At 41.2% G+C, this 20894-nt stretch carries 21 protein-coding genes; 6 read left to right on the plus strand and 15 right to left on the minus strand.

Annotated elements, in window-relative coordinates; all coding sequences use genetic code 11:
- Positions 1 to 40: 40 nt before the first annotated feature.
- Positions 41 to 727: a nucleoside/nucleotide kinase family protein gene (locus IEZ33_RS15395; RefSeq protein ID WP_191600906.1), complete on the minus strand. Its 687-nt coding sequence runs from the start codon at positions 725 to 727 to the stop codon at positions 41 to 43.
- A gap of 156 nt (positions 728 to 883) precedes the next feature.
- On the opposite strand from IEZ33_RS15395, the gene IEZ33_RS15400 reads away from it, so the two are divergent.
- Both IEZ33_RS15400 and IEZ33_RS15405 read left to right on the plus strand, forming a co-directional pair.
- On the plus strand, positions 884 to 2398 hold the full coding sequence (locus IEZ33_RS15400) for an adenylyltransferase/cytidyltransferase family protein (protein WP_191600907.1): 1515 nt from the start codon (positions 884 to 886) through the stop codon (positions 2396 to 2398).
- Between the two features lie 74 nt (positions 2399 to 2472).
- Positions 2473 to 3426, plus strand: a complete 954-nt coding sequence (locus IEZ33_RS15405) for a D-2-hydroxyacid dehydrogenase family protein (protein WP_191600908.1) — start codon at positions 2473 to 2475, stop codon at positions 3424 to 3426.
- An 87-nt stretch (positions 3427 to 3513) separates the two neighbouring features.
- Here the strand turns inward: IEZ33_RS15405 and IEZ33_RS15410 are convergent, their stop codons facing one another.
- Positions 3514 to 5793, minus strand: a complete 2280-nt coding sequence (locus IEZ33_RS15410; RefSeq protein WP_191600909.1) for a YgiQ family radical SAM protein — start codon at positions 5791 to 5793, stop codon at positions 3514 to 3516.
- Positions 5794 to 6128: 335 nt separating this feature from the next.
- On the opposite strand from IEZ33_RS15410, the gene IEZ33_RS15415 reads away from it, so the two are divergent.
- The 4 genes from IEZ33_RS15415 to rsmS all read left to right on the plus strand — a co-directional run bounded on the left by IEZ33_RS15415 (position 6129) and on the right by rsmS (position 8753).
- Positions 6129 to 7274 (plus strand): iron-containing alcohol dehydrogenase, encoded by a 1146-nt coding sequence (locus tag IEZ33_RS15415; protein WP_191600910.1) that lies wholly within the window; start codon positions 6129 to 6131, stop codon positions 7272 to 7274.
- A gap of 184 nt (positions 7275 to 7458) precedes the next feature.
- On the plus strand, positions 7459 to 8028 hold the full coding sequence (locus IEZ33_RS15420) for a DJ-1/PfpI family protein (protein ID WP_191600911.1): 570 nt from the start codon (positions 7459 to 7461) through the stop codon (positions 8026 to 8028).
- Between the two features lie 163 nt (positions 8029 to 8191).
- Positions 8192 to 8560 (plus strand): ribbon-helix-helix domain-containing protein, encoded by a 369-nt coding sequence (locus tag IEZ33_RS15425; protein WP_191600912.1) that lies wholly within the window; start codon positions 8192 to 8194, stop codon positions 8558 to 8560.
- A gap of 28 nt (positions 8561 to 8588) precedes the next feature.
- Complete coding sequence (gene rsmS / locus IEZ33_RS15430) at positions 8589 to 8753, plus strand: pleiotropic regulatory protein RsmS (RefSeq protein ID WP_191600913.1); 165 nt, start codon at positions 8589 to 8591, stop codon at positions 8751 to 8753.
- A gap of 132 nt (positions 8754 to 8885) precedes the next feature.
- On the opposite strand, the gene der is transcribed toward rsmS, so the two are convergent.
- From der to IEZ33_RS15495, 13 genes are all read right to left on the minus strand, one after another.
- Positions 8886 to 10223 carry a ribosome biogenesis GTPase Der gene (der, locus tag IEZ33_RS15435; protein ID WP_191600914.1) on the minus strand — a complete coding sequence of 446 codons (1338 nt, stop codon included), beginning with the start codon at positions 10221 to 10223 and terminating at the stop codon, positions 8886 to 8888.
- A gap of 85 nt (positions 10224 to 10308) precedes the next feature.
- The gene (bamB, locus tag IEZ33_RS15440) at positions 10309 to 11445 is read right to left on the minus strand and encodes an outer membrane protein assembly factor BamB (RefSeq protein ID WP_240009555.1); all 1137 of its coding nucleotides are present in this window, start codon (positions 11443 to 11445) and stop codon (positions 10309 to 10311) included.
- Entirely contained in the window at positions 11445 to 12086 is a 642-nt protein-coding gene (locus IEZ33_RS15445) for a YfgM family protein (RefSeq protein ID WP_191600915.1), read from the minus strand. The genes bamB and IEZ33_RS15445 overlap by 1 nt, the downstream gene beginning before the upstream one ends.
- 63 nt (positions 12087 to 12149) lie before the next feature.
- Positions 12150 to 13424 carry a histidine--tRNA ligase gene (hisS, locus tag IEZ33_RS15450; protein WP_191600916.1) on the minus strand — a complete coding sequence of 425 codons (1275 nt, stop codon included), beginning with the start codon at positions 13422 to 13424 and terminating at the stop codon, positions 12150 to 12152.
- Between the two features lie 11 nt (positions 13425 to 13435).
- Entirely contained in the window at positions 13436 to 14548 is a 1113-nt protein-coding gene (ispG, locus tag IEZ33_RS15455; protein WP_191600917.1) for a flavodoxin-dependent (E)-4-hydroxy-3-methylbut-2-enyl-diphosphate synthase, read from the minus strand.
- Positions 14549 to 14556: 8 nt separating this feature from the next.
- On the minus strand, positions 14557 to 15576 hold the full coding sequence (locus tag IEZ33_RS15460) for a helix-turn-helix domain-containing protein (protein ID WP_191600918.1): 1020 nt from the start codon (positions 15574 to 15576) through the stop codon (positions 14557 to 14559).
- Complete coding sequence (locus IEZ33_RS15465) at positions 15576 to 16301, minus strand: tetratricopeptide repeat protein (protein WP_191600919.1); 726 nt, start codon at positions 16299 to 16301, stop codon at positions 15576 to 15578. Before IEZ33_RS15465 ends, IEZ33_RS15460 begins: the two co-directional genes overlap by 1 nt.
- Positions 16302 to 16353: 52 nt before the next feature.
- The gene (gene rlmN / locus IEZ33_RS15470) at positions 16354 to 17469 is read right to left on the minus strand and encodes a dual-specificity RNA methyltransferase RlmN (RefSeq protein WP_191600920.1); all 1116 of its coding nucleotides are present in this window, start codon (positions 17467 to 17469) and stop codon (positions 16354 to 16356) included.
- A 145-nt stretch (positions 17470 to 17614) separates the two neighbouring features.
- On the minus strand, positions 17615 to 18022 hold the full coding sequence (ndk, locus tag IEZ33_RS15475) for a nucleoside-diphosphate kinase (RefSeq protein WP_191600921.1): 408 nt from the start codon (positions 18020 to 18022) through the stop codon (positions 17615 to 17617).
- A gap of 223 nt (positions 18023 to 18245) precedes the next feature.
- The gene (locus IEZ33_RS15480) at positions 18246 to 19394 is read right to left on the minus strand and encodes an IscS subfamily cysteine desulfurase (protein WP_191600922.1); all 1149 of its coding nucleotides are present in this window, start codon (positions 19392 to 19394) and stop codon (positions 18246 to 18248) included.
- A gap of 20 nt (positions 19395 to 19414) precedes the next feature.
- Entirely contained in the window at positions 19415 to 19828 is a 414-nt protein-coding gene (locus IEZ33_RS15485) for a SufE family protein (RefSeq protein WP_191600923.1), read from the minus strand.
- A gap of 158 nt (positions 19829 to 19986) precedes the next feature.
- Positions 19987 to 20517: a putative Fe-S cluster assembly protein SufT gene (sufT, locus tag IEZ33_RS15490; protein WP_191600924.1), complete on the minus strand. Its 531-nt coding sequence runs from the start codon at positions 20515 to 20517 to the stop codon at positions 19987 to 19989.
- Between the two features lie 6 nt (positions 20518 to 20523).
- Complete coding sequence (locus IEZ33_RS15495; RefSeq protein ID WP_191600925.1) at positions 20524 to 20886, minus strand: HesB/IscA family protein; 363 nt, start codon at positions 20884 to 20886, stop codon at positions 20524 to 20526.
- Positions 20887 to 20894: the final 8 nt, after the last annotated feature.

Consider the following 20894-nt stretch of genomic DNA (forward strand, 5'->3'; position numbering starts at 1 on the left):
ACAGGTGTGAGTAATATACCCGCCACGGCTAAGCAAGAAATCACAAAATAGGATGAATCAACCAATCGGCTTTTTCTTTCGTTTTTGCCACAATCTGAGCGTTTACCCCATCACTCTGATGGATTCTTTCCATCGCATCGCTATAACTCATTCCCCATGACTCAATATGACGTTGAGCCAATCGTTCAATTGATTCCTGCAAGGGAGTATCTAAAAACCAATGCTGATCAAATAGCGATTGAGAACCCTGCCAACCATGATCATTGTGCAATAAATACAGTCCTTCCACTAAAATAACCGGCACTCGTTGGGAGATAAGCACGGCCTCTTCGATAGGGTCTCCTATCTTATGATCAAAACTTGGGCTCAAAACATCCTTTTTTCGGTAGCCAGAGCGAATACGTTCAATAGATCGAATAAAGCCAATTGAGTCAAATGTCCAGGGTGCGCCTCGCCGAGCAAATGCCTCCTCAGCGTTTGGCATCGCACTTAATTGAGATTTTGTCAGATGGAAACCATCCATAGACAGACAAACGATAGAATTTGGTCTATACCTATTTACTTGAGAAACCAAGTACTCAGCAAGAGTACTTTTCCCCGATCCAGGCCCGCCGGTTAAGCCAATCAAGCTTCTTCTAGGCATGTTCGCAAGTGATTGCAATTTTTTAATGGCTTGTTGACTGTCTGCCGACTGAGCAAAGACATCTTTTATAGATGGATTAATCATAATACCTATAACTTATCAAACACGTTAAACACAAATCCATGGGGTTTCTAAATCAATCAATTATTAAAAATCATGGAGAATAGTACAAATATCTAGACTTCCTCCTATTAAGACGAATAAAGTTTATGTCAATTATTAATCATAGACACAAACGAAATGACGATTATAAATCAGCTTAAAAACGCCATATCACTTATCGAACAAGGAGAGCTTGATGCAGCAGAAGAAAAGCTGCAAGCGCTTACCAAACAACATCCAACGCACATTTTAACCCGTTTGTATTTGGCTCAGGTCGCTATTGCAAAAGGGGAAGGAGAGATTTATGTAGACGAGCTAAAATCTATCGTTGAGCACTACCCTCATATTGCGAACTCGCATTTTGTACTTGCCCAACAATACCGACAAAAAGGTAAGTTAGTAGATGCATCCGACGCATTCTACAACGCACTTATGGCAAAATGGAGTTCTGAAAATCACGACATTTATCATGAGCCGACCGAAGAAGATAAGTCAAACCCTTCTTACAACTCAGGTGAGGCTTTGGATTTAATGTGGGACGTGCTGGCCACGTTTCATAAAACGGGTGTCTATGCCTTCCCTACGGCTGGAACGTTGTTAGGACTCGAACGCACAGGAAAACTCCTGCCTAACGATAAAGACATTGATATTGGTATTGATTGGTTACAAATGCCAAAAGCCATAGAAGTAATTGAAGCAAATGGATGGACTGAAGCATCTAGATCCTATGATTTGATGAATCCACGCTGCTTTAAACACATCTCAGGCATTGTGATCGATTTATGTGGTTTTGGAACAGAGGATAAAAGTGGTCAAGCCATTTCTGGCCTTTGGATGAAAGAGGTGCCTTTCCATTGGAACCGCATTACTTATTTCCCATCAATACAACTTGAAGTTCGATCCTCACCTAAAGGTCCAATATATTATTTAAAAGAGCCAGAACCTTTTCTAGAATCGCTTTATGGGAAAGAATGGAAAGAAGAAGACCCATGGTTCGATACTATTATTTGCGCTAAGAATATGCCTGTCTTTTCTCCTCTCGCTCGCTGCTATGCTTACTCTCGTTTGTATGCTCATTGGGGAAGAAATCGCACCCAAAAATGCCTGCGCATTTTAGAGGTCTTAGTCGTAAAACAGCCAAATGATTCTTTTTTAAGTAAGTTATTATCGTACTTTCAACGTCGACTCGAAAAAGCATCTCTCAATAGTAATAACGCGAAAAATACCAAGGTATTGGCTTTAGGCTATTTCGATTTATTTCATATAGGTCACATGAACTATCTGCAGTACGCAAAGCGTCAAGGTAGCCACCTTACTGTCGGAATATCTCCAGATGAATTCAGTATAATAACCAAAGGCTATCAACCTATTCTAACGCAGTCAGAGCGCAGTCATTTCATTGATTCGTTGGACTTTGTTGATCAAGTCGTTTCAGTCAAAGCAAGAATGGATGACACAGATAACGCGGTAAAATGGATAAAAAGTCTGCAAGTTGATCTTGTCGTTTGTGGTGGTAACTGGCGTGACTCTCCCCGTTGGAATAAATTAGAATCGCGCTTAAATACCGTTGGCATTAATGTCATTTACTCGCCTGAAACAGCAGGCATTTCGAGTTCAGAACTGAAGAGAAGAGTGATTCAACAAATGCATTAAGTCAGATAAAGCAAAATTTATTCAGAAAAAATAGCTTTCCCAAGCATGATCAAATAAAAGAGAGAGGTTATGAAATGAAAATAGCGATATTAGACGATTATCAAGATGTGGTTAGAAGGCTAGATTGCTTTGCATTATTGGCTGATCATGACGTCTCTGTACTCACTCAGACTTACTCGGAAGAAGACTTAGTAAAGCAATTACATGATGTTGAGACAATCGTTTTAATTCGTGAAAGAACACAAATTACAGAATCGCTTCTTAGCCAACTTCCTAAGTTAAAGCTCATTAGCCAAACAGGAAAAGTAAGCAATCACATCGACGTTGACCTTTGCAATAGCTACGGTATTGAAGTACTTGAAGGAGTAGGGTCACCTGTTGCGCCATCCGAACTATGCTGGGCGCTTATCATGTCGGCTTCTCGCCATATTCCTTCTTATGTGGAGCATTTACAAAAAGGCCAGTGGCAGCAATCAGGAAACCTTGGATTAGGACGAACCCTGAATGGACTCACACTAGGTATTTGGGGGTATGGAAAAATAGGTCAAAGAATAGCTCAATACGCTAAAGCGTTTGGTATGCAGGTGTTAATATGGGGTAGTGCTAGATCAAGAGATAAAGCCATTGAAGACGGTTTCTCTGCCGCACCATCAAAACCAGCATTCTTTGCTACTTCAGATATCCTGACATTGCACTTACGCCTAAACGATGCTACCAGAAGCTGCGTCGCACTGTCTGACTTAGAGCAAATGAGACCGGATTCGTTATTGGTGAATACCAGCCGATCGGAGTTAATAGAAAAAGGCGCGCTCTTCAACGAATTAAGTAAACATCCTACAAAATGCGCCGCTGTTGATGTTTATGATGTAGAGCCAGCCACGCCTGAAACAGAGCCGTTAATGACTTTACCCAATGTACTTGCACTTCCTCATTTGGGTTATGTTGAGCACAACAGCTATCAGCTCTATTTTAAGATAGCTTTTGAAAATATTATCCATCATACCGCGTCTAATCATAAAATCAGTTAATACAGAATGGCGATACTCAGAAAAAAAAGGTCGACTAAGTGAGTTAAGAAGCTTAGTCGACTTTTTTATTGCACAAGAATGGGTATTCTAACCTGCTGTACGACGTTTAACCTTTGATTTAGGTTTAGGTTTTCTTTTCACTGTACTTGGCGTGCTATTGGCCTCGGCACTGGCAGACTTTTTCCTTGCTTCTGCTTCTTGCTTTCTTTTAGCACGTTCCCTCGCTTCGATATTTTCACGAGTTGGCCGGTTACTGGAATGAGATGCGCCTGTTTGTTGACCCGGCTTTGCTTTGACAGGTCGACGACCTTGCCTATTATCCGCTTCTTCAGCTGGAACAAGCTTATCTTTACCGTTGCCGATTAAATCATCTCTTCCCATTTCACGTAGTGTCTTGCGCAACGCGGGCCAGTTATTCGCATCATGATAACGTAAGAAGCCTTTTTGCGTCACTCGTTGAGCGGCCTCTTTTGTGTTGTGTACCATTTCACTCTTATAAGAAACAGGTTTCAACGGATTTTTGTTCGAGTGGTACATGGCCGTCGCCAATGACATCGGTGACGGATAAAACGTTTGCACCTGATCTGGCTTAAAATCATTTTTCTTTAACCAAAGAGCCAGATTCATCATGTCTTCATCATTGCTGCCTGGGTGCGCCGCAATAAAGTAAGGAATCAAATACTGTTTTTTACCGGCTTCCTTTGAGTACTTTTCAAACATACGCTTGAAGGTATCGTATGTTCCCATACCCGGTTTCATCATTTTAGAAAGCGTCTCTTTCTCAGAATGCTCTGGTGCAATCTTTAATAGCCCCCCAACGTGGTGAGTGACCAGTTCACGTACATATTCAGGGTCTTCTACCGCCAAGTCATAACGTAACCCAGATGCAATAGATACGGTATGTACACCTTCAACCGCTCGGGTTTTACGATAAAGTTCCGTCGTTGGACTATGATCTGTATTTAAATTCTCACAAATAACAGGATAAACACAGGATAGCTTACGACATGTGGCCTGTATCTCATCGTCTTTACAGTTCAAGGTGTACATATTAGACGTTGGACCACCAAGATCAGAAATATGCCCCGTAAATCCAGGCACTTTTGCCTTAATATCCTCTATCTCATTCAAAATAGATTCATGCGAACGACTTTGAATGACACGGCCCTCATGCTCTGTAATAGAACAGAAAGTACAACCACCAAAACACCCTCGCATAATGTTAATGGACGTTTTGATCATGTCATAAGCAGGAATGCGAGCTTTACCGTATTTAGGGTGAGGAATACGTGCATAAGGTAAATCAAATACCCCATCCATTTCCGGAGTTTCCAATGGGATTGGCGGCGGGTTCACCCAAATTTCTTTTTTGCCGTGCTTTTGAATCAACGCCCTAGCATTATGGGGATTCGATTCTAAATGTAAAATACGCGATGTATGGGCATAGAGAACGGGGTCTTTTGATACTTTTTCAAACGACGGCAAGCGCACATAAGTTTTCTCTGGATCTAATTTATTGCCTCGACGCAATGGCGCTGGAATCACTCGAATAGGCATAACATCCGATTCTTCTTCACCGTCTTGGCACTTTCCTTCCGGAATGTATTCATACGGGCTGTAAATCTTTTCAACCTTGCCAGGCCAATCCACACGAGTGGAGTCAATTTCGGTGTACCCACCAGGAGGTGTATTTCGAATAATGGTTGTACCACGAATAGCCGTTAATTCAGACATTTTTCGACCATTAGCAAGCGCGTGCGTCACCTCTACCATCGCTCGTTCCGCATTACCGTACAACAAAATATCGGCGGTTGAATCTATTAATACGGAACGTCGAACTTCATCACTCCAATAATCATATTGAGCAATGCGTCGCAAACTGGCTTCGATACCACCAATCATAACAGGTACTTTATTAAACGCTTCTTTACAACGTTGAGAATACACTATCACCGCACGATCGGGACGTTTACCACCCGCACCATAAGGTGTATAGGCATCGTCATTACGCACTTTCAAATCCGCGGTATAGCGGTTAATCATAGAATCCATGTTGCCAGCCGTGATACCAAAAAATAAATTCGGTTCGCCTAGACGCTTAAAATCTTCCGCACTGCGCCAATCCGGCTGATCAATAATACCAACTCGGTAGCCATGACGCTCTAATAAACGACCCATCACTGCCATCCCAAAGCTCGGGTGATCAACATAGGCATCACCCGTTACAATAATGACATCACAGCTATCCCAGCCTAATTGATCCATTTCTTCTCTTGAAGTCGGCAGAAAAGGCGACACACCGTAGCACTCAGCCCAGTATTGCGGGTATGAGAATAGGTCTGGGGCTGTTTTGTGTTTTTTTATCATGATTTTGCTCTTGATGGGCTTTGATACAAGCCGTAACAATCGATGTTTAGATTAGATTAGTACGGGCTATTATCCCAGAAAAACACTCAGGTATACAGCGTTCAACGATAAGATAAAAAAATAACCAGAGTTGGCTTTTTCCTGTAAAAAGCCTAATGGCCGATCTTAAAGTGTCCAACTTACACATTAGATGACGTATTCAATACTTCAATAATATGAAGAAAACCCCATTAAAAGACAATACATAAAGAGTTATGTACCATAATAAACCTTGTTTCCCATTGCTAAAGAGGTTTCTCTTTTTAATGAATAACTTAATTTAGGAGTTAGTGATAATGAATTTCAGCTATTCAAACAAGACCCAAATACAGTTTGGAGAAGACAGCATCGCCACTGTTAATACTTTAATTCCTACCGATAAGAAAATATTGGTTATTTACGGTGGAGGCTCAATCAAAAAAAATGGTGTCTATGATCAAGTTTGTACAGCCTTAAAAGATCATGCATGGGTAGAATTTTCTGGTGTTGAACCTAACCCAACGGTGGAAACCCTAGACAAAGCCGTAACCTTAGCACGCGATGAAAAAATTGATTTTATCCTCGCTGTTGGTGGTGGCTCAGTGATTGATGGCAGTAAATATGTAGCGGCCTCTATCGGCTATGATGGCGATGGCTGGGACATACTGACAGGTGACCATCAGGTAACTGACGCCATCCCACTTGGTGCTATTTTGACACTGCCGGCTACCGGTTCTGAATCCAACGCAGGGGCCGTTATTACCAAAAAAACAACCCAAGACAAATTGGCCTTTATGGACCCAAAAGTTCTACCTGTTTTTGCAGTACTGGATCCAAATGTCATAAAAACCTTACCTGAACGACAGTTGATTAATGGAATAGTGGATGCTTTTGTTCATGTCTGTGAACAGTATATAACGGTTAAAACGGATGCTTGGGTACAAGAAGGCTATGCGGAAGTATTGCTTCGTAACCTTGTTAAACTTGCTGAAAGCTATGATCAGAGAGACTCATCTGAGTGGCGTAGCAACTTAATGTGGACAGCGAATCAAGCCCTAAATGGGCTGATTGGAACGGGTGGTCCACAAGATTGGGCCACTCATATGATTGGGCACGAACTGACGGCTCATTATGGGGTTGATCATGCGCGAACCCTTGCTTTGGTACAACCCTCTCTGCTGCGCAACCAACTGGCCGTTAAGAAAGATAAACTAGAGCAAATGGGTACAAATGTCTTTGGCCTTCCAAAATCCGATACGCTGGCATTAGACGCCATAGATGCTATTGAATCCTTATATAACGCATTAGGCGTTGCGACGCATTTAAAAGACGCTGATATCAATGCTGATGAAGCTATCCCAGCGATTATCCGCTCTCTTGAAAAGCACGGTGGAGTAGCGTTAGGAGAGCATCAAGCGATTACTTTGGATGTGACTAAGGCCATTCTTAAAAGTGCCGCTTAATATCACCTATCCTTTTATAGAGCCAATGGCTTAACCCTAAAGGAAACGCCTTTTACTTGATAAAAGGCGTTTTTTTCTATTTTTACCCCATTTCGTTTCAATGTATTAATAGAGTAATACCTGCGCGCGCCTATTTGTTGCTACAAATAACCTCCGTACTGATTAACATGAATAGGACGAAACAATGAAAAATAAAAAAATCCTGATGATTACAGGTGATTTCACCGAAGATTATGAAACCATGGTGCCTTTCCAGGCCTTGCTCTCAAATGGTTATGACGTTGACGCTGTTTGCCCTGACAAAAAAGCAGGTGAAAGCATAAAAACAGCCATTCATGATTTTGAAGGAGATCAGACTTACACAGAAAAAGTAGGACATAACTTTGTGTTAAATGCTACTTTTGAAGAAATAGACCCTCTCAGCTATGATGCCTTAGTCATCCCAGGCGGTAGAGCCCCTGAGTATTTACGCTTAAACTCAACCGTTCTTGCGCATATTCGCCACTTTTTCGATGCCAATAAACCTGTTGCCGTCATTTGTCATGGCGCCCAACTACTCAGCGCCGCCGGTGTATTGGAAGGCCGAACCTGCTCTGCTTACCCAGCATGTCGTTACGAAGTCGAAGCCTCTCATGGTAAATACGCCGATATTCCTGTCGATCAAGCCATAACAGACGGTAACCTTGTTACGGCCCCGGCTTGGCCTGCACACCCAGCTTGGCTAGCTCAATTCTATACACTATTAGAAGAGTAAGGCGTCATTCATTCGATGAGCGATTCCATAAGGGCAATGAAGTCCTTAGACAAACCTTTTATATTTGTCAAAAGGACTTCATTGCCTTTACACTCGTCATAATCCAACGAATACGTTATCGATCGGCCAAGTCATCTCACTAACAACAATAAGAGGCGTCGACATGTGTAAACTGTTTATTAATGCAGACCCAGAACTATGGGGAAGTTCAACAAAGTCATTACGTATTGATGGCATGGTCACAAGCATTCGTCTTGAAAATTACTTTTGGACAATACTTGAAGAAATTGCTTCCCGAGATGACATGAATATACCACAAATGATCACTCGGCTTTATCATGAATCCATTGATGCAGGCCATGATTTAGGTAATTTCACTTCCTTTTTACGTGTCTGTGCCATGCGCTACCTATCTTTACAAAAAAGCGGTGATATCCCACTAAATCGGCATAAATCGATTAACTCACTTAATGCAGACGCCATTTTAAAAAGTGAATCTCAGCGTAAGGTAAGCTACCTTGCTAAGCATTAATCTAAGTATCTGGTAAAAAGAGACCCTTATGTCACTTGAAAACGCACCTAAACACATTCAACTTGCTGTTGATTTAATTGATCTTTTAGAAACGAATAATATTGATACTGAGGTGGCGATCCAGGCACTAGAAATTGTCTTAAAGGATTTCAAGCAAAAACACACATCGCCTCAGGGCATCGGTACTAACTGATGGAGATAAGAAAGCAAGCTAAGAATCTATAAAAAGCCACTCTTAGAATTAAGAGTGGCTTTGCACTGCCTAGTAGGCATAGATAGTCTAGTAGTAATAGGTCAAAGACTAGAATATCATCAAGGTATGACGTTACTTTTTAGTAGCAAATGGGTTGTCCGACGATTTAAATTCAAAAGAAATCGGGGTGCCCATGATATTCAGCACTTGGCGAAATTTGTTCTCTAAGAATTTTTTATAGCTTCCCGGTAGAGAGTCCGTTTGATTACCATGAACCACGATTCTTGGAGGATTAGACCCTCCTTGGTGGGCATAACGTAATTTAATACGTCGACCTCTAACCATAGGTGGTTGATGCTCTGCTACGGCGTCTTCAAGAATTCGAGTTAATCGATTCGTTGACCATTTCGCATAACAAGATTCATAAGTATCTTCAATCGTGTCATATAAATCGCCAACCGCCGTGCCATGAAGTGCAGATATATAGTGGACTTTAGCATAAGGAATAAAACCTAAGCGGCGTTCCACTTCTTTCTTGATGTGCTCTCGGTCATCTTTTTTCATGCCATCCCATTTATTAATAGCAATGACGACACCGCGACCAGCATCCAGCACATAGCCAATCATATGCAGATCCTGCTCAACCAAATCCTCTTGCGCATCAATAACAACAATAACGACGTTCGCGTCTTGAATGGCCTTAAGCGTTTTTACAATCGAGAATTTTTCAACGGCTTCTTTAATGTGCTTACGACGACGAACACCAGCCGTATCAATCAAGGTATATTCCTTATCGTAACGTGTATAAGGGATATAAACACTGTCTCTTGTTGTGCCCGGCATATCGAAGACCACAACACGATCTTCACCTAACATGCGGTTTACCAAAGTAGATTTGCCAACATTTGGACGGCCTACCACACCAATACGTATGCCTTTTGACTCAATATCGATTTGATCACGGGCTTCTTGAATGCGCTCAGCAAATGGTAACAACACTTTATCAACAAGGATATGTACGCCTTTACCATGGGAGGCCGCAATCGGATGCAAGTCGCCTAGACCCATCGAATAGAAATCAGCCAATGCAATATCTTCATTGATACCATCGGTTTTATTGACGACTAAATAAATGGGTTTATTGGAGCGACGCAAATGATCAGCAATCATTTCATCTGCCGGATTAAGACCATGACGACCATCGACCAAAAACAACACGGCATCCGCTTCTTCAATCGCTAATAATGATTGGCGAGCCATTTTTTCATCGATACCAACTTCATCACCACTAATACCACCAGTATCAATAACAATAAATTCATGTTCACCTACCTTGCCGTCACCGTATTTTCGGTCACGAGTCAAACCTGGGTAATCGGCTACTAGGGCATCACGAGAGCGAGTCATCTGATTAAACAAAGTCGACTTGCCAACATTGGGTCTACCAACCAATGCAATAACTGGGATCATTCTTTTACCTATAAAATATAAAAAGTGGCCACTGCTTTATTCATTAAGCAGTCGCCACTTAAAAATACCGTTTTCCTACTGACTTTTAGTAAGTAAGTGCGGTTACTTGTTCATTACGTGTAAGTATAAACAATTGTTGTCCATCCGACACCATTCTGCTACCCGGAGGTAAGTTAAGGTCGGCCACTTTTCTTGCTTCAACATTACCGTTTTTACTGTTTAACAAATGTACATATCCAGCTCTATCAATAACAGCAACGTATTCACCTAAAAAAGCAGGCGAACCTAAATCACGGCCTTTTAAAGAGTCATTAGTCCACAATTCTGCGCCATTAAGGGCATTCAAAGCAACGACATTGCTCTCTAAATCAACCGCGATCAACACATCATCTTTGATTGAAACACTTAACGCACTTGGAATACTGCGCTGCCACAACAAGCGACCGTTAGCTAAATTGACGGCGGTTACTGTGCCATTATAAGCCGTTGCATACACAATACCATTTTCAACGACTAAACGGCCATCAACATCGCTCAAACGTTCAATTTCATAACGCCCAGTCGGCTTGCGAACTTCATATGACCATTGCTCTGAGCCATTTAATAAGCTGAAAGCCTTTATTTTTCCATTAGAAAAGCCCGCAATAACCTTTCCATCTTGAATCAAAGGTGAACTGGTACCTCTAACCGTCAAGGCGGGTAAGTCTTCTTTGATCCGCCACAGCGTATCGCCCGTGTTAGCGCTTAATAAACTTAACCACCCATCGGCTGTTTGAACCGCTAGCTTATTAGAGGCGTAAGTCGGTTCTGATAAAATCTCAGAAGTCAGTACCTTTTTCCATAATACCTTTTGCTCAGATAGGGAAATCGACACAAGTTCCGCATTATACGTCCCTAAATAAACGGTATCGCCATTAAGAGCAACACCCGCACTCACATCTAGATCGGATTCAAATGACGCAATTCGACTACCGGAGCTTTTGCGTAATTTATACACTACACCTTTATTAGTCGTGAAGTAGAGGAAATCTCCATGAGGAACGAGAGTAAAACGTTCACTGGATTCTCCAAAGCCACCATTGACACCCTTTCGCCAGTCTGTGCGTAGGTCAACTTTATTAATCATCACTTCTGGCTCAGGCAGAGGTGGATAAGTTAATGCACATCCCTGTAAAAACAGAGAAAACATGGCCACACTTAAGATGAGTTTTTTAAACATCATTAGCTCTTCACCAAATCCTGCAATTTAATATTAAGTAGTGGATGTGACGTATTAGCAGATAAAGCGTTACTGGCCGCCTCATAGGCCACTCTCGCTTCATCTTTTTTACCAGAAGCCAGTAAAATATCGCCTTTTAGTTCTTGCTTTTGCACGGTAAATTCTTCGAACGATACTTTATTAACTTGCGCTAAAGCCGCATCCAATTCTTTACTCTCAAGCAATAGACGTGCAATTCTTAGATCTGCGATTGCATTCAAAGAAGCATCATCGGTCTTCTCTTGAGCTTGTTTTAATGCCGCAATAGCGTTTTCAAATTCTCCGTTTTCGGCCGCTATACGTGCTACATACAGCTGACCAAAAGCCGCATAACCCGTATCGGAATAATCATCAAGTAGTTGACCTGCGATAAAAGAAACCGTTTTTTGATTATTTTCAGTCGTTAAATCGGCGGCCGCTTGTACCATATTTTGATACAAAGCAGAGGCTTCAGTAACATGATTTTCTTGACTTTGAAACCAAGCTTGGGATCCAAAATAGCCTGCCACACCAATTGAGACAGCAAGCACCAAAGAGGTTCCATTCTTTTTCCACCAAGCCTTAAACGCTTCTATTTGTTCTTCTTCTGTTTTTAACTCTGACACAGTTGGCCCCTTATTATGCAATAAACCTATCTAAATACATTTATTTGTTATCTAGACTAATTATTAAACTTGTTGAGAAAGATAACTTGCCACTGAAGCTAAACTGCACTCAGTTTGCTCACCTGTGTTCATATCTTTAACCTGACAAATACCTTTTGCGTACTCATCTTCTCCTATAATTAGAGTAAATCGAGCACCGGACTTATCAGATTTTTTCATTTGGCTTTTAAAACTACCACCACCACAATGACGTAACACGGTCCATTGACTGTTGGCGTCTTTTAATTGTTCAGCTAATGTAAAGGAAGCAAGTTCAGCTTCATCGCCCACACTAACAATAAATGCATCCACTTTTACTTTCGCGTCTTCGGGAATTAGGTTTAATTCGTCTAATAATAAAACAAGTCGTTCAATCCCCATTGCGAAACCAACAGCCGGGGTCGTTTTCCCGCCTAACTGTTCTACCAAACCATCGTAGCGACCACCGGCACAAACAGTTGCTTGAGCACCAAGATGCGTTGTAACCCATTCAAATACCGTTTTCCCGTAATAATCCAATCCACGTACTAAGCTAGGATTAATCGTAAATGCTACGCCATTATTGGTTAATATACGTTGCAAACGCTCAAAGTGTAAACGGGACTCCTCATCGATAAAGTCATCTAAGCTTGGGGCATTACGCAATACAGCCTGAGTTCTTTCATCTTTAGAATCTAAAATTCGCAACGGGTTGGTGTCTAAACGACGCTGACTATCGGTATCTAATTGGTCTTTAAATTCTGATAAATAAGCCACCAGAGACGCTTTAAATGCTTCGCGGGCTGACGCGACACCAATGGTATTAAGCTGCAATTCGACATGTTCTAATAGGCCGAGTTTTTTCCAAAGTCTGGCCGACAGAATAATTAATTCCGCATCGATATCCGGCGTCGCCATACCAAAAGATTCAACACCTATTTGGTGAAACTGTCTATAACGCCCCTTTTGCGGCCTTTCATACCGGAACATAGGACCTGTGTACCACAGACGCTGTATCTGGTTAAATAACAATCCCGCTTGATCAGCCGCACGAACACAACTTGCCGTACCTTCTGGTCGCAAGGTCAAAGACTCACCATTACGATCATTAAAGGTATACATTTCTTTTTCAACGATGTCTGTTGTTTCACCAACGCCACGTTTAAATAGATCCGTGTTTTCAACAATAGGAAAACGAATTTGTTGGTAACCGTAGCCGTGAACCACTTCAGCTACCGTTCTTTCAAGATACTGCCAAACTGAAGACTGGCCAGGCAGAATATCATTCATCCCGCGAATAGCTTGTACTTTACGACTCAAGACTTTATTCCTTATACTTTTAAAATTAGATTCGCCGCTTCAGCTTCTTTTTTAGCTGCTTTTTCACGAATCATTTTTTCTAGTTCATCCACTAATTCTGGATTTTTTACTTTTGTTTCTGGTTTACCGTCAAGGTAAACTAAATTATTAGGCGTTCCGCCAGTTAATCCCAAATCCACTTCTTTGGCTTCACCTGGACCATTAACAATACATCCTATCACCGCAACATCCATTGGCACTGTGATATCTTCTAGACGCTCTTCTAACTGGTTCATGGTTTTAATGACATCAAAATTTTGACGCGAACAGCTTGGACAAGCAATAAAGTTAATCCCTCGACTACGGAGTTTTAAACTACGTAGCATATCCCAACCAACTTTGGCTTCTTGAACTGGATCAGCCGCTAAGGAAACCCTCAAGGTATCGCCAATACCGTCCATTAACAACAACCCAAGTCCAATCGATGACTTAACCGTTCCAGAACGCAATCCACCCGCTTCAGTAATACCAAGGTGCAGAGGATTATCAATTTGAGAGGCAATTTTCCGATAAGCGGCAACAGTCATAAAGATATCAGAGGCTTTCAAACTCAATTTGAAATTTTGAAAATCAAACGTATCAAAATACTCTATTTGCCTAAATGCAGACTCAACTAATGCATCAGGCGTTGGCTCGCCGTATTTTTTTTGCAAATCTTTTTCTAATGAGCCCGCATTAATCCCAATCCGAATAGGAATATTCTTATCACGAGCACAATCAACGACGGCACGCACACGGTCTTTGTTGCCAATGTTTCCTGGATTGATTCGCAAACAATCAACACCATATTCGGCTACTTTAAGCGCTATTTTATAGTCAAAATGAATATCAGCAACCAAAGGCGTCTTTACTTGATCACGTATATGCTTGAATGCCTCAGCCGCATCCATTGAAGGAATAGAAACCCGAACAATATCGGCACCTGCGTTTGCAATTGCACGAATTTGAGCAACAGTAGCATCAACATCACAGGTTTCCGTGTTAGTCATGCTTTGTACGCTTATCGGTGCATCACCACCAACAGGCACATTGCCAACCATTATTTGACGTGATTTGCGACGTTTAATAGGAGATTCAAAATGCATGATAGTCTCTACTTTAGCTCAAAACGAGCTAAATCTTTACGAATAAATGAAGTGAAATCAAAGGCCTTACCTTTATACAATAGCTCGCTCACACCCGGAGCATAGCCAAGAACAACACGATAAGACGATGAATCAGATAAGGTGAGTGTTGACCCGCCTTTTTTAATTCCGGAATATAAAATTTTTCCGGATGGGTTACGAACTTCAGTCCAACAGTCTAAATTAAATTTAATGACTAGGTCATCATTAAAATTAACGGGAGCCTCATCCGTTTGTGTGTCTACAGCGTCTTGAGTAACATCAGCTAATTCAGTATTTTTAGATAGGGATTGAGTCTCTAAAGCCACCGCGTCAACACTTACACCAGCATCTTTTAATAAGGCTTTTGTTTCAGCTGACAGCCCCGTAACAATGTCATTATCCTCTTTGACATCATTTACTTCAGAACGCTCTGTAACATCATTGTTAAAGGGTGCCTTTTCTTCGGAAGCATCAACAGCATCATTAAATTGGCTATCAGTAGAGGGTATTAATAATTCACCTTCCTCTGGGATAACAGCCGTTTCTGTCGGTAGTTGCTCTTCGATAACCGCATCTAGGCTCTCATCATCGGTACTCATTGTGGGCCACCAAAATACCAAAAATACTAAAACAGCAACAAGTACAACAGAGATCAATAACACAATCGGATCCGTTAAATGCGCTTGTTTTTTTACCTTATTAATTGGCTTAAGAACGGTTTTTTTACTTTCTTGCAGACTATCGAAATGCATTAAAAAACCAGCTTCATTTAAACCTAAAGCTCGCAGGTAGCTTTTTAGATATCCTCGAGCAAATACAGGACTTCTAAACATGTCGAAGCGGTTGTTTTCTAACGCTTGAATTTGACTTTGAGGGATTTTTAATTGATCAGATATCTGCCCTTGCGTTAAATTTAAATGTAATCTTCGCGTTTTTAGCTCATTACCTATATCAATTCCTGCGCCATCACCGTCAGTCAGGGCATCAGAAGAAAAATCAGTATTCATTATGTTTTGTACCTTGGTACTATGCAGGCAGAAGGCGGAGTTAAGGAAGATGAAGTAAGGTCAGTTTCACGCGCTAAAACATGCCGTGACAGACATTCATGTTCCTCGTTATACTCGATAATTTGAGTATAATTAGAGTTAGCCTGAATAATTTTGTTTAATTGACTCGCCTCAATATAATTACCCTGTATTAAAACAAGATTGAGCTCTGTCAGCAAACCTATATAGGGTAATTTTGCTATTTCTTTTGCTCTATTTATCAGTATGGTCGCCTTTTTTACATCATCTTTACTTATGAGGCAGCGAGCGTAATTTATTAAGGCACTTTGAGAGCCATTTAAGCTAATTTCAAGTGTTTTCTTAAATAGCCCACAGGCCTTTGTATATTCACCAACCCGAACCAAAGCAACACCAAGATTATTAAGTAAAAAAATATCTCTAGGGAAAGCTTCAAGGCTTTTTTCATGGTATTTAATCGTCTCATCTAAACGACTTGTTCGCATAAAATATAGGGACTTTATCCGGTGAAACTCTACTGTGGTCTTTTGATATCGACTCACTTTATCAAGATAAATTTCAGCTTGTCTTAGCTGGTTGCTAAGGATGTATTCCTGAGCTAATGAAAGCGCCACTCGGTTTTGTTCTTCTTGTACAGGCTGCATAGAACAACCGACTAAAAAATAATAAACCACTACCAATATCTGAATAACTAGATCACGCTTCATAAGACATCCTTGTCTTTAATCATAATTTTATCGTTAAATCACTAAATCGAGTTTAGGAATTCACTTCTCTAAGTTCAATATACTTTTGACTACGACGTGTTTTATCATGGAAATCACCGACCAGTTGCCCACAGGCCGCATCAATATCTTCACCTCGAGTTGTACGTACCGTTACTGTATAACCTTGATCCGCTAAAATTTTCTGGAAACGTCGAGTTTGGTTATTTGACGGTTTTTCATAGCCAGAGTTTGGAAATGGATTAAAAGGTATTAAATTAATCTTACACTCTAGGTTTTGTAATAAATCAGCCAATTCAAAAGCTTGCTGCTCTTGATCGTTTACGCCAGCCATCATAGTGTATTCTATAGTAATGTGGCGCTTATCAGGCAAGCTGTCCAAATAATGCTGGCACGCTTCTAGCAGCTCAGCAATTGGGTATTTTTTATTGATAGGTACAAGAACATCACGTAACGGATTATTTGGCGCATGCAAGGAGACAGCTAAAGAGACATCGGTACGTTTCGCCAACTCATAGATTTTAGGCACAACACCTGAGGTACTTAATGTCACTCTGCGTTTTGATAAGCCATAAGCGTTATCATCCATCATCAATACCATCGCATCGACAACAGGCTCAAAGTTCATCAAAGGCTCACCCATCCCCATCATCACCACATTAGTCACTCGGCGCGGACCATTAGGCTCCATAGGGCCAAATGATTTAATCGCGATCCAAACTTGACCAATGATTTCAGCGGGCGTTAAATTACGATTAAAGCCTTGTTTTCCGGTTGAACAAAAGCTGCAATCTAAAGAACATCCCACTTGAGACGACACACACAATGTGGCGCGGTCACCATCAGGAATCAGTACCGTTTCCACGCAATTGTTGCCCCCCCCTTCAGTCCGAATAATCCATTTTCGGGTTCCGTCTTGAGAAATATTTTGGCTAACAATCTCTGGCGCTCGAACTTCCGCAATATCTTGCAACTTGGCACGTAATGCCTTACTGACATCCGTCATGTCATCAAAGCTTTCTGCGCCTTTCTGGTGAATCCACTTCAGCACTTGAGTTGCACGAAACTTCTTTTCACCAATAGATTCAAAAAATTCCACCATCTTTTTTGGCGGTAAACCGAGCAGGTTCACCTTCTTTATTTCAGTCATAATCAATTCATCACATGTTCAAAATTACATTAAGTGTAAACGAAAAAAGCTTCTGAAAAGAGAATTCTTTTCAGAAGCTTCTAATAAGAAATGGACCAAGGTCCATTTCTTATATTTAGAACTAAATAAGATTAGCTCAGATCAATTACTTACCGAAGAAGTAAGCAATTTCACGAGTTGCAGATTCAACAGAATCAGAACCATGAACTGCGTTTGCATCGATAGATTCAGCGTAGTCTGCACGTAAAGTACCGGCAGCGGCTTCAGCAGGGTTCGTTGCACCCATCAATTCGCGGTGACGCAATACAGCACCTTCACCTTCAAGAACAGAAACAACAACAGGACCAGACGTCATGAATGCAACTAGATCTTTGTAGAAAGGACGCTCTTTGTGCTCAGCATAAAAACCACCAGCCAATTCGTCATCTAGTTGAATCATTTTTGCTTCAACAACCTTAAGACCAGAACGCTCGAAACGAGAGTAGATTTCACCGATTACGTTTTTTGCAACAGCATCTGGTTTAATGATAGAAAGAGTACGTTCCAACGCCATGTTAAACTCCAAAATAATATGTAAAGTAAGCGGTATTATTTTTCATAATCAGCTCATTGACTAAATAATCAAAAAATAACCCACTTAGACCAAAAAAAAGTTAAGCGCGTGGATTATACGCACCTATTTGTTAAAGTTGTATGCTTTTCAACAGATTCTTTAGATAAAATGCACGAGTCTCTTCGCATTCATACATTCATCGAACATTATTAGTCCGCTTTTTTTATTGGCGTAACCCTGAGACAGCTTTAATAATCAATTCAGCGGCCCGATCAATGTCATCTTCTGTGGTAAATCGACCAATAGAAATCCGCAAGGAGCTATGAGCTAACTCATCAGAAAGACCTATTGCCCGTAACACGTAAGAAGGCTCAAGGCTCGCTGAAGTACAAGCAGAACCAGAAGAAACGGCAATATCAGCAAGAGACATCAGTAAGAGTTCACCTTCCACTCCACCAAAACCGACATTCAACACCCCTGCGACTCTCTGAGACGGATGGCCATTAAGATGCACATCCGGTAATGTTTGAATTTTATCCCAAAGACGGTTTCTTAAGGGCAAAATATGGGCAAGATCACGCTGCATTTCAGATTTCGCCAGCGCAAATGACTCGCCCATTCCAACAATCTGATGCGTTGGTAACGTTCCTGAACGCATACCTCTTTCGTGGCCACCGCCGTGTATTTGAGCTTCAAGTTTCACTTTTGGAGTACGACGTACGTACAAAGCACCGACCCCCTTAGGACCATAGGTTTTATGAGAGGTCAAAGACATTAGATCTACCTGCATTTGATTTACATCAATTGCTAGCTTACCTGTCGATTGAGCGGCATCTACATGAAAAAAAGTACCATTTGCACGAGTAATCTGGCCAATTTTTTCTATCTCAGTCACCACACCAATTTCATTGTTAGCATGCATTAAAGAAACCAAAATCGTATCCTCTCTTAAGGCGGCTTTGACAGACTCTACAGAAATAATACCCATATTATCAGGTTGCAAGTAAGTGACTTCAAAACCCTCTTTTTCAAGCTGTTTACAAGGATCTAAAACCGCCTTATGTTCAATTTTAGATGTAATAATATGCTTGCCTTGCTTAGCATAAGCATGTGCCACGCCCTTTAACGCTAAATTATTGGCTTCAGTCGCTCCAGACGTCCAAACGATTTCTCTGGCGTCCGCCCCAATTAAGTCGGCCACCTGCTGACGGGCTTCTTCAACAGCCTCTTCTGCTCTCCAGCCAAAGACATGGGAGCGTGATGCGGGGTTAGCAAAGTTTCCATCCAAAGTCATGCACTCAGCCATGCTCTTTGCAACACGAGGATCAACAGGCGTGGTCGCTGAATAATCTAGATATACGGGCATTGCCATGTACTTTCTCCAGTTAGATGTTATGAATTAGCACTTCTTGCTATTGTTTGTATTTTCGCTACGATGGCTTTTAAACCATTTCCCCGGGTAGGGCTTAAGTGATTCTCAAGATCTAACTCGGCAAAGAAGCCATCAATGTCAAAAGCAACTATTTCTGAAGGTGTCTTTTTATCAAAAGCCACCATCACCAGAGCCAACAATCCCTTAACGATAATGGCATCACTGTCTACTTTAAAAGAAAGCACTTCGGCCTCTTTAGCAAAGTCAATCCAAACGCTACTTTGACAACCTCTAACCAAGCGGTCGTCCGTACGAAGACTCGGATCGAAAGGCGTCAACATTTTCCCAAGGTCAATGATGTATTTGTACCTATCTTCCCAATCATCAAAAAACTCTAAGTCTTCAATAATTTCTGCTTTCGTTGGTAAAGACATAACACCTCAGTATATAAATAAATGGTTATTTTCATATTTAAAAAAACGCTCAGCAACTGTTCAGAAAAAACACGCCAGACAAAAAGTAAGAAAGCCTCGATTGAAAACAAGCGAGGCTTAAATATAAGGATCTCTTAATCGTATTTTATAAACTACAGTTAGAAAAACAAACCCGCTTCGAGCTGAGCTTCTTCACTCATCATTTCTCGAGACCATGGGGGATCAAAAACCAATTCAACATCAACGTCAGAAACATTAGGCGCTTTGCCAACGCGATATTTTACATCACTTACGAGCACAGGACCCATACCACAACCTGGAGCCGTTAATGTCATCTTTACTGAGACAATGTTTGTTGAGTGATCTATATCAACTGAGTAAATCAAGCCAAGAGAAACCAAACTGATGGGTATCTCAGGATCATAGATAGAATCCAACGCCTGCCAAACTTGATCCTCTGAGACATCATCAGATTCAGTCTTTGTAAAACGCAACACCTCAGGCTCTTGCCCTATCGCCGCGGCATCCAAACCATCAATACGCAACATATTACCTTGCCAAGTGACAGTGTAGTTACCACCTAAAGCTTGATTAATAGTAATAAATTGCCCTTCTGGAATGATTGCAGGAATACCACTTGGCACTCTTCGGGCAGGACATTCGGTTTGAGTAACAACCATTTTTTGCATGCTGTATCAACTCACACTGAAGCTTTCGCCACAACCACATTCGGCTACAACGTTAGGGTTATTAAATTTAATCACATGATTAATGCCTTCTTGTACCAAATCAATTTCAGTACCCTTAATCAATTCTATCGCTTTAGCATCAACCGCGACAGTGACATCACCAAAGTGGAGTATTTGATCACTATCTTGAGTTTTTTCTACCATATCAAGCACATACGCAAACCCAGTACAACCACTTACTTTTGTACTCACGCGGATAACTTTCCCCATTTGAGAGGAAAGTTTTTTTGAAAAATACAACTCGGCTGCTGAAGTTAAGGAAACAGTTTGAGCTGAATCAACAGATGGATCAAATGTCGTTGCAGACATATTTTTCT

Origin of the sequence: Marinomonas algicola (assembly GCF_014805825.1) — a bacterium.
Classification (GTDB): Bacteria; Pseudomonadota; Gammaproteobacteria; order Pseudomonadales; family Marinomonadaceae; genus Marinomonas; species Marinomonas algicola.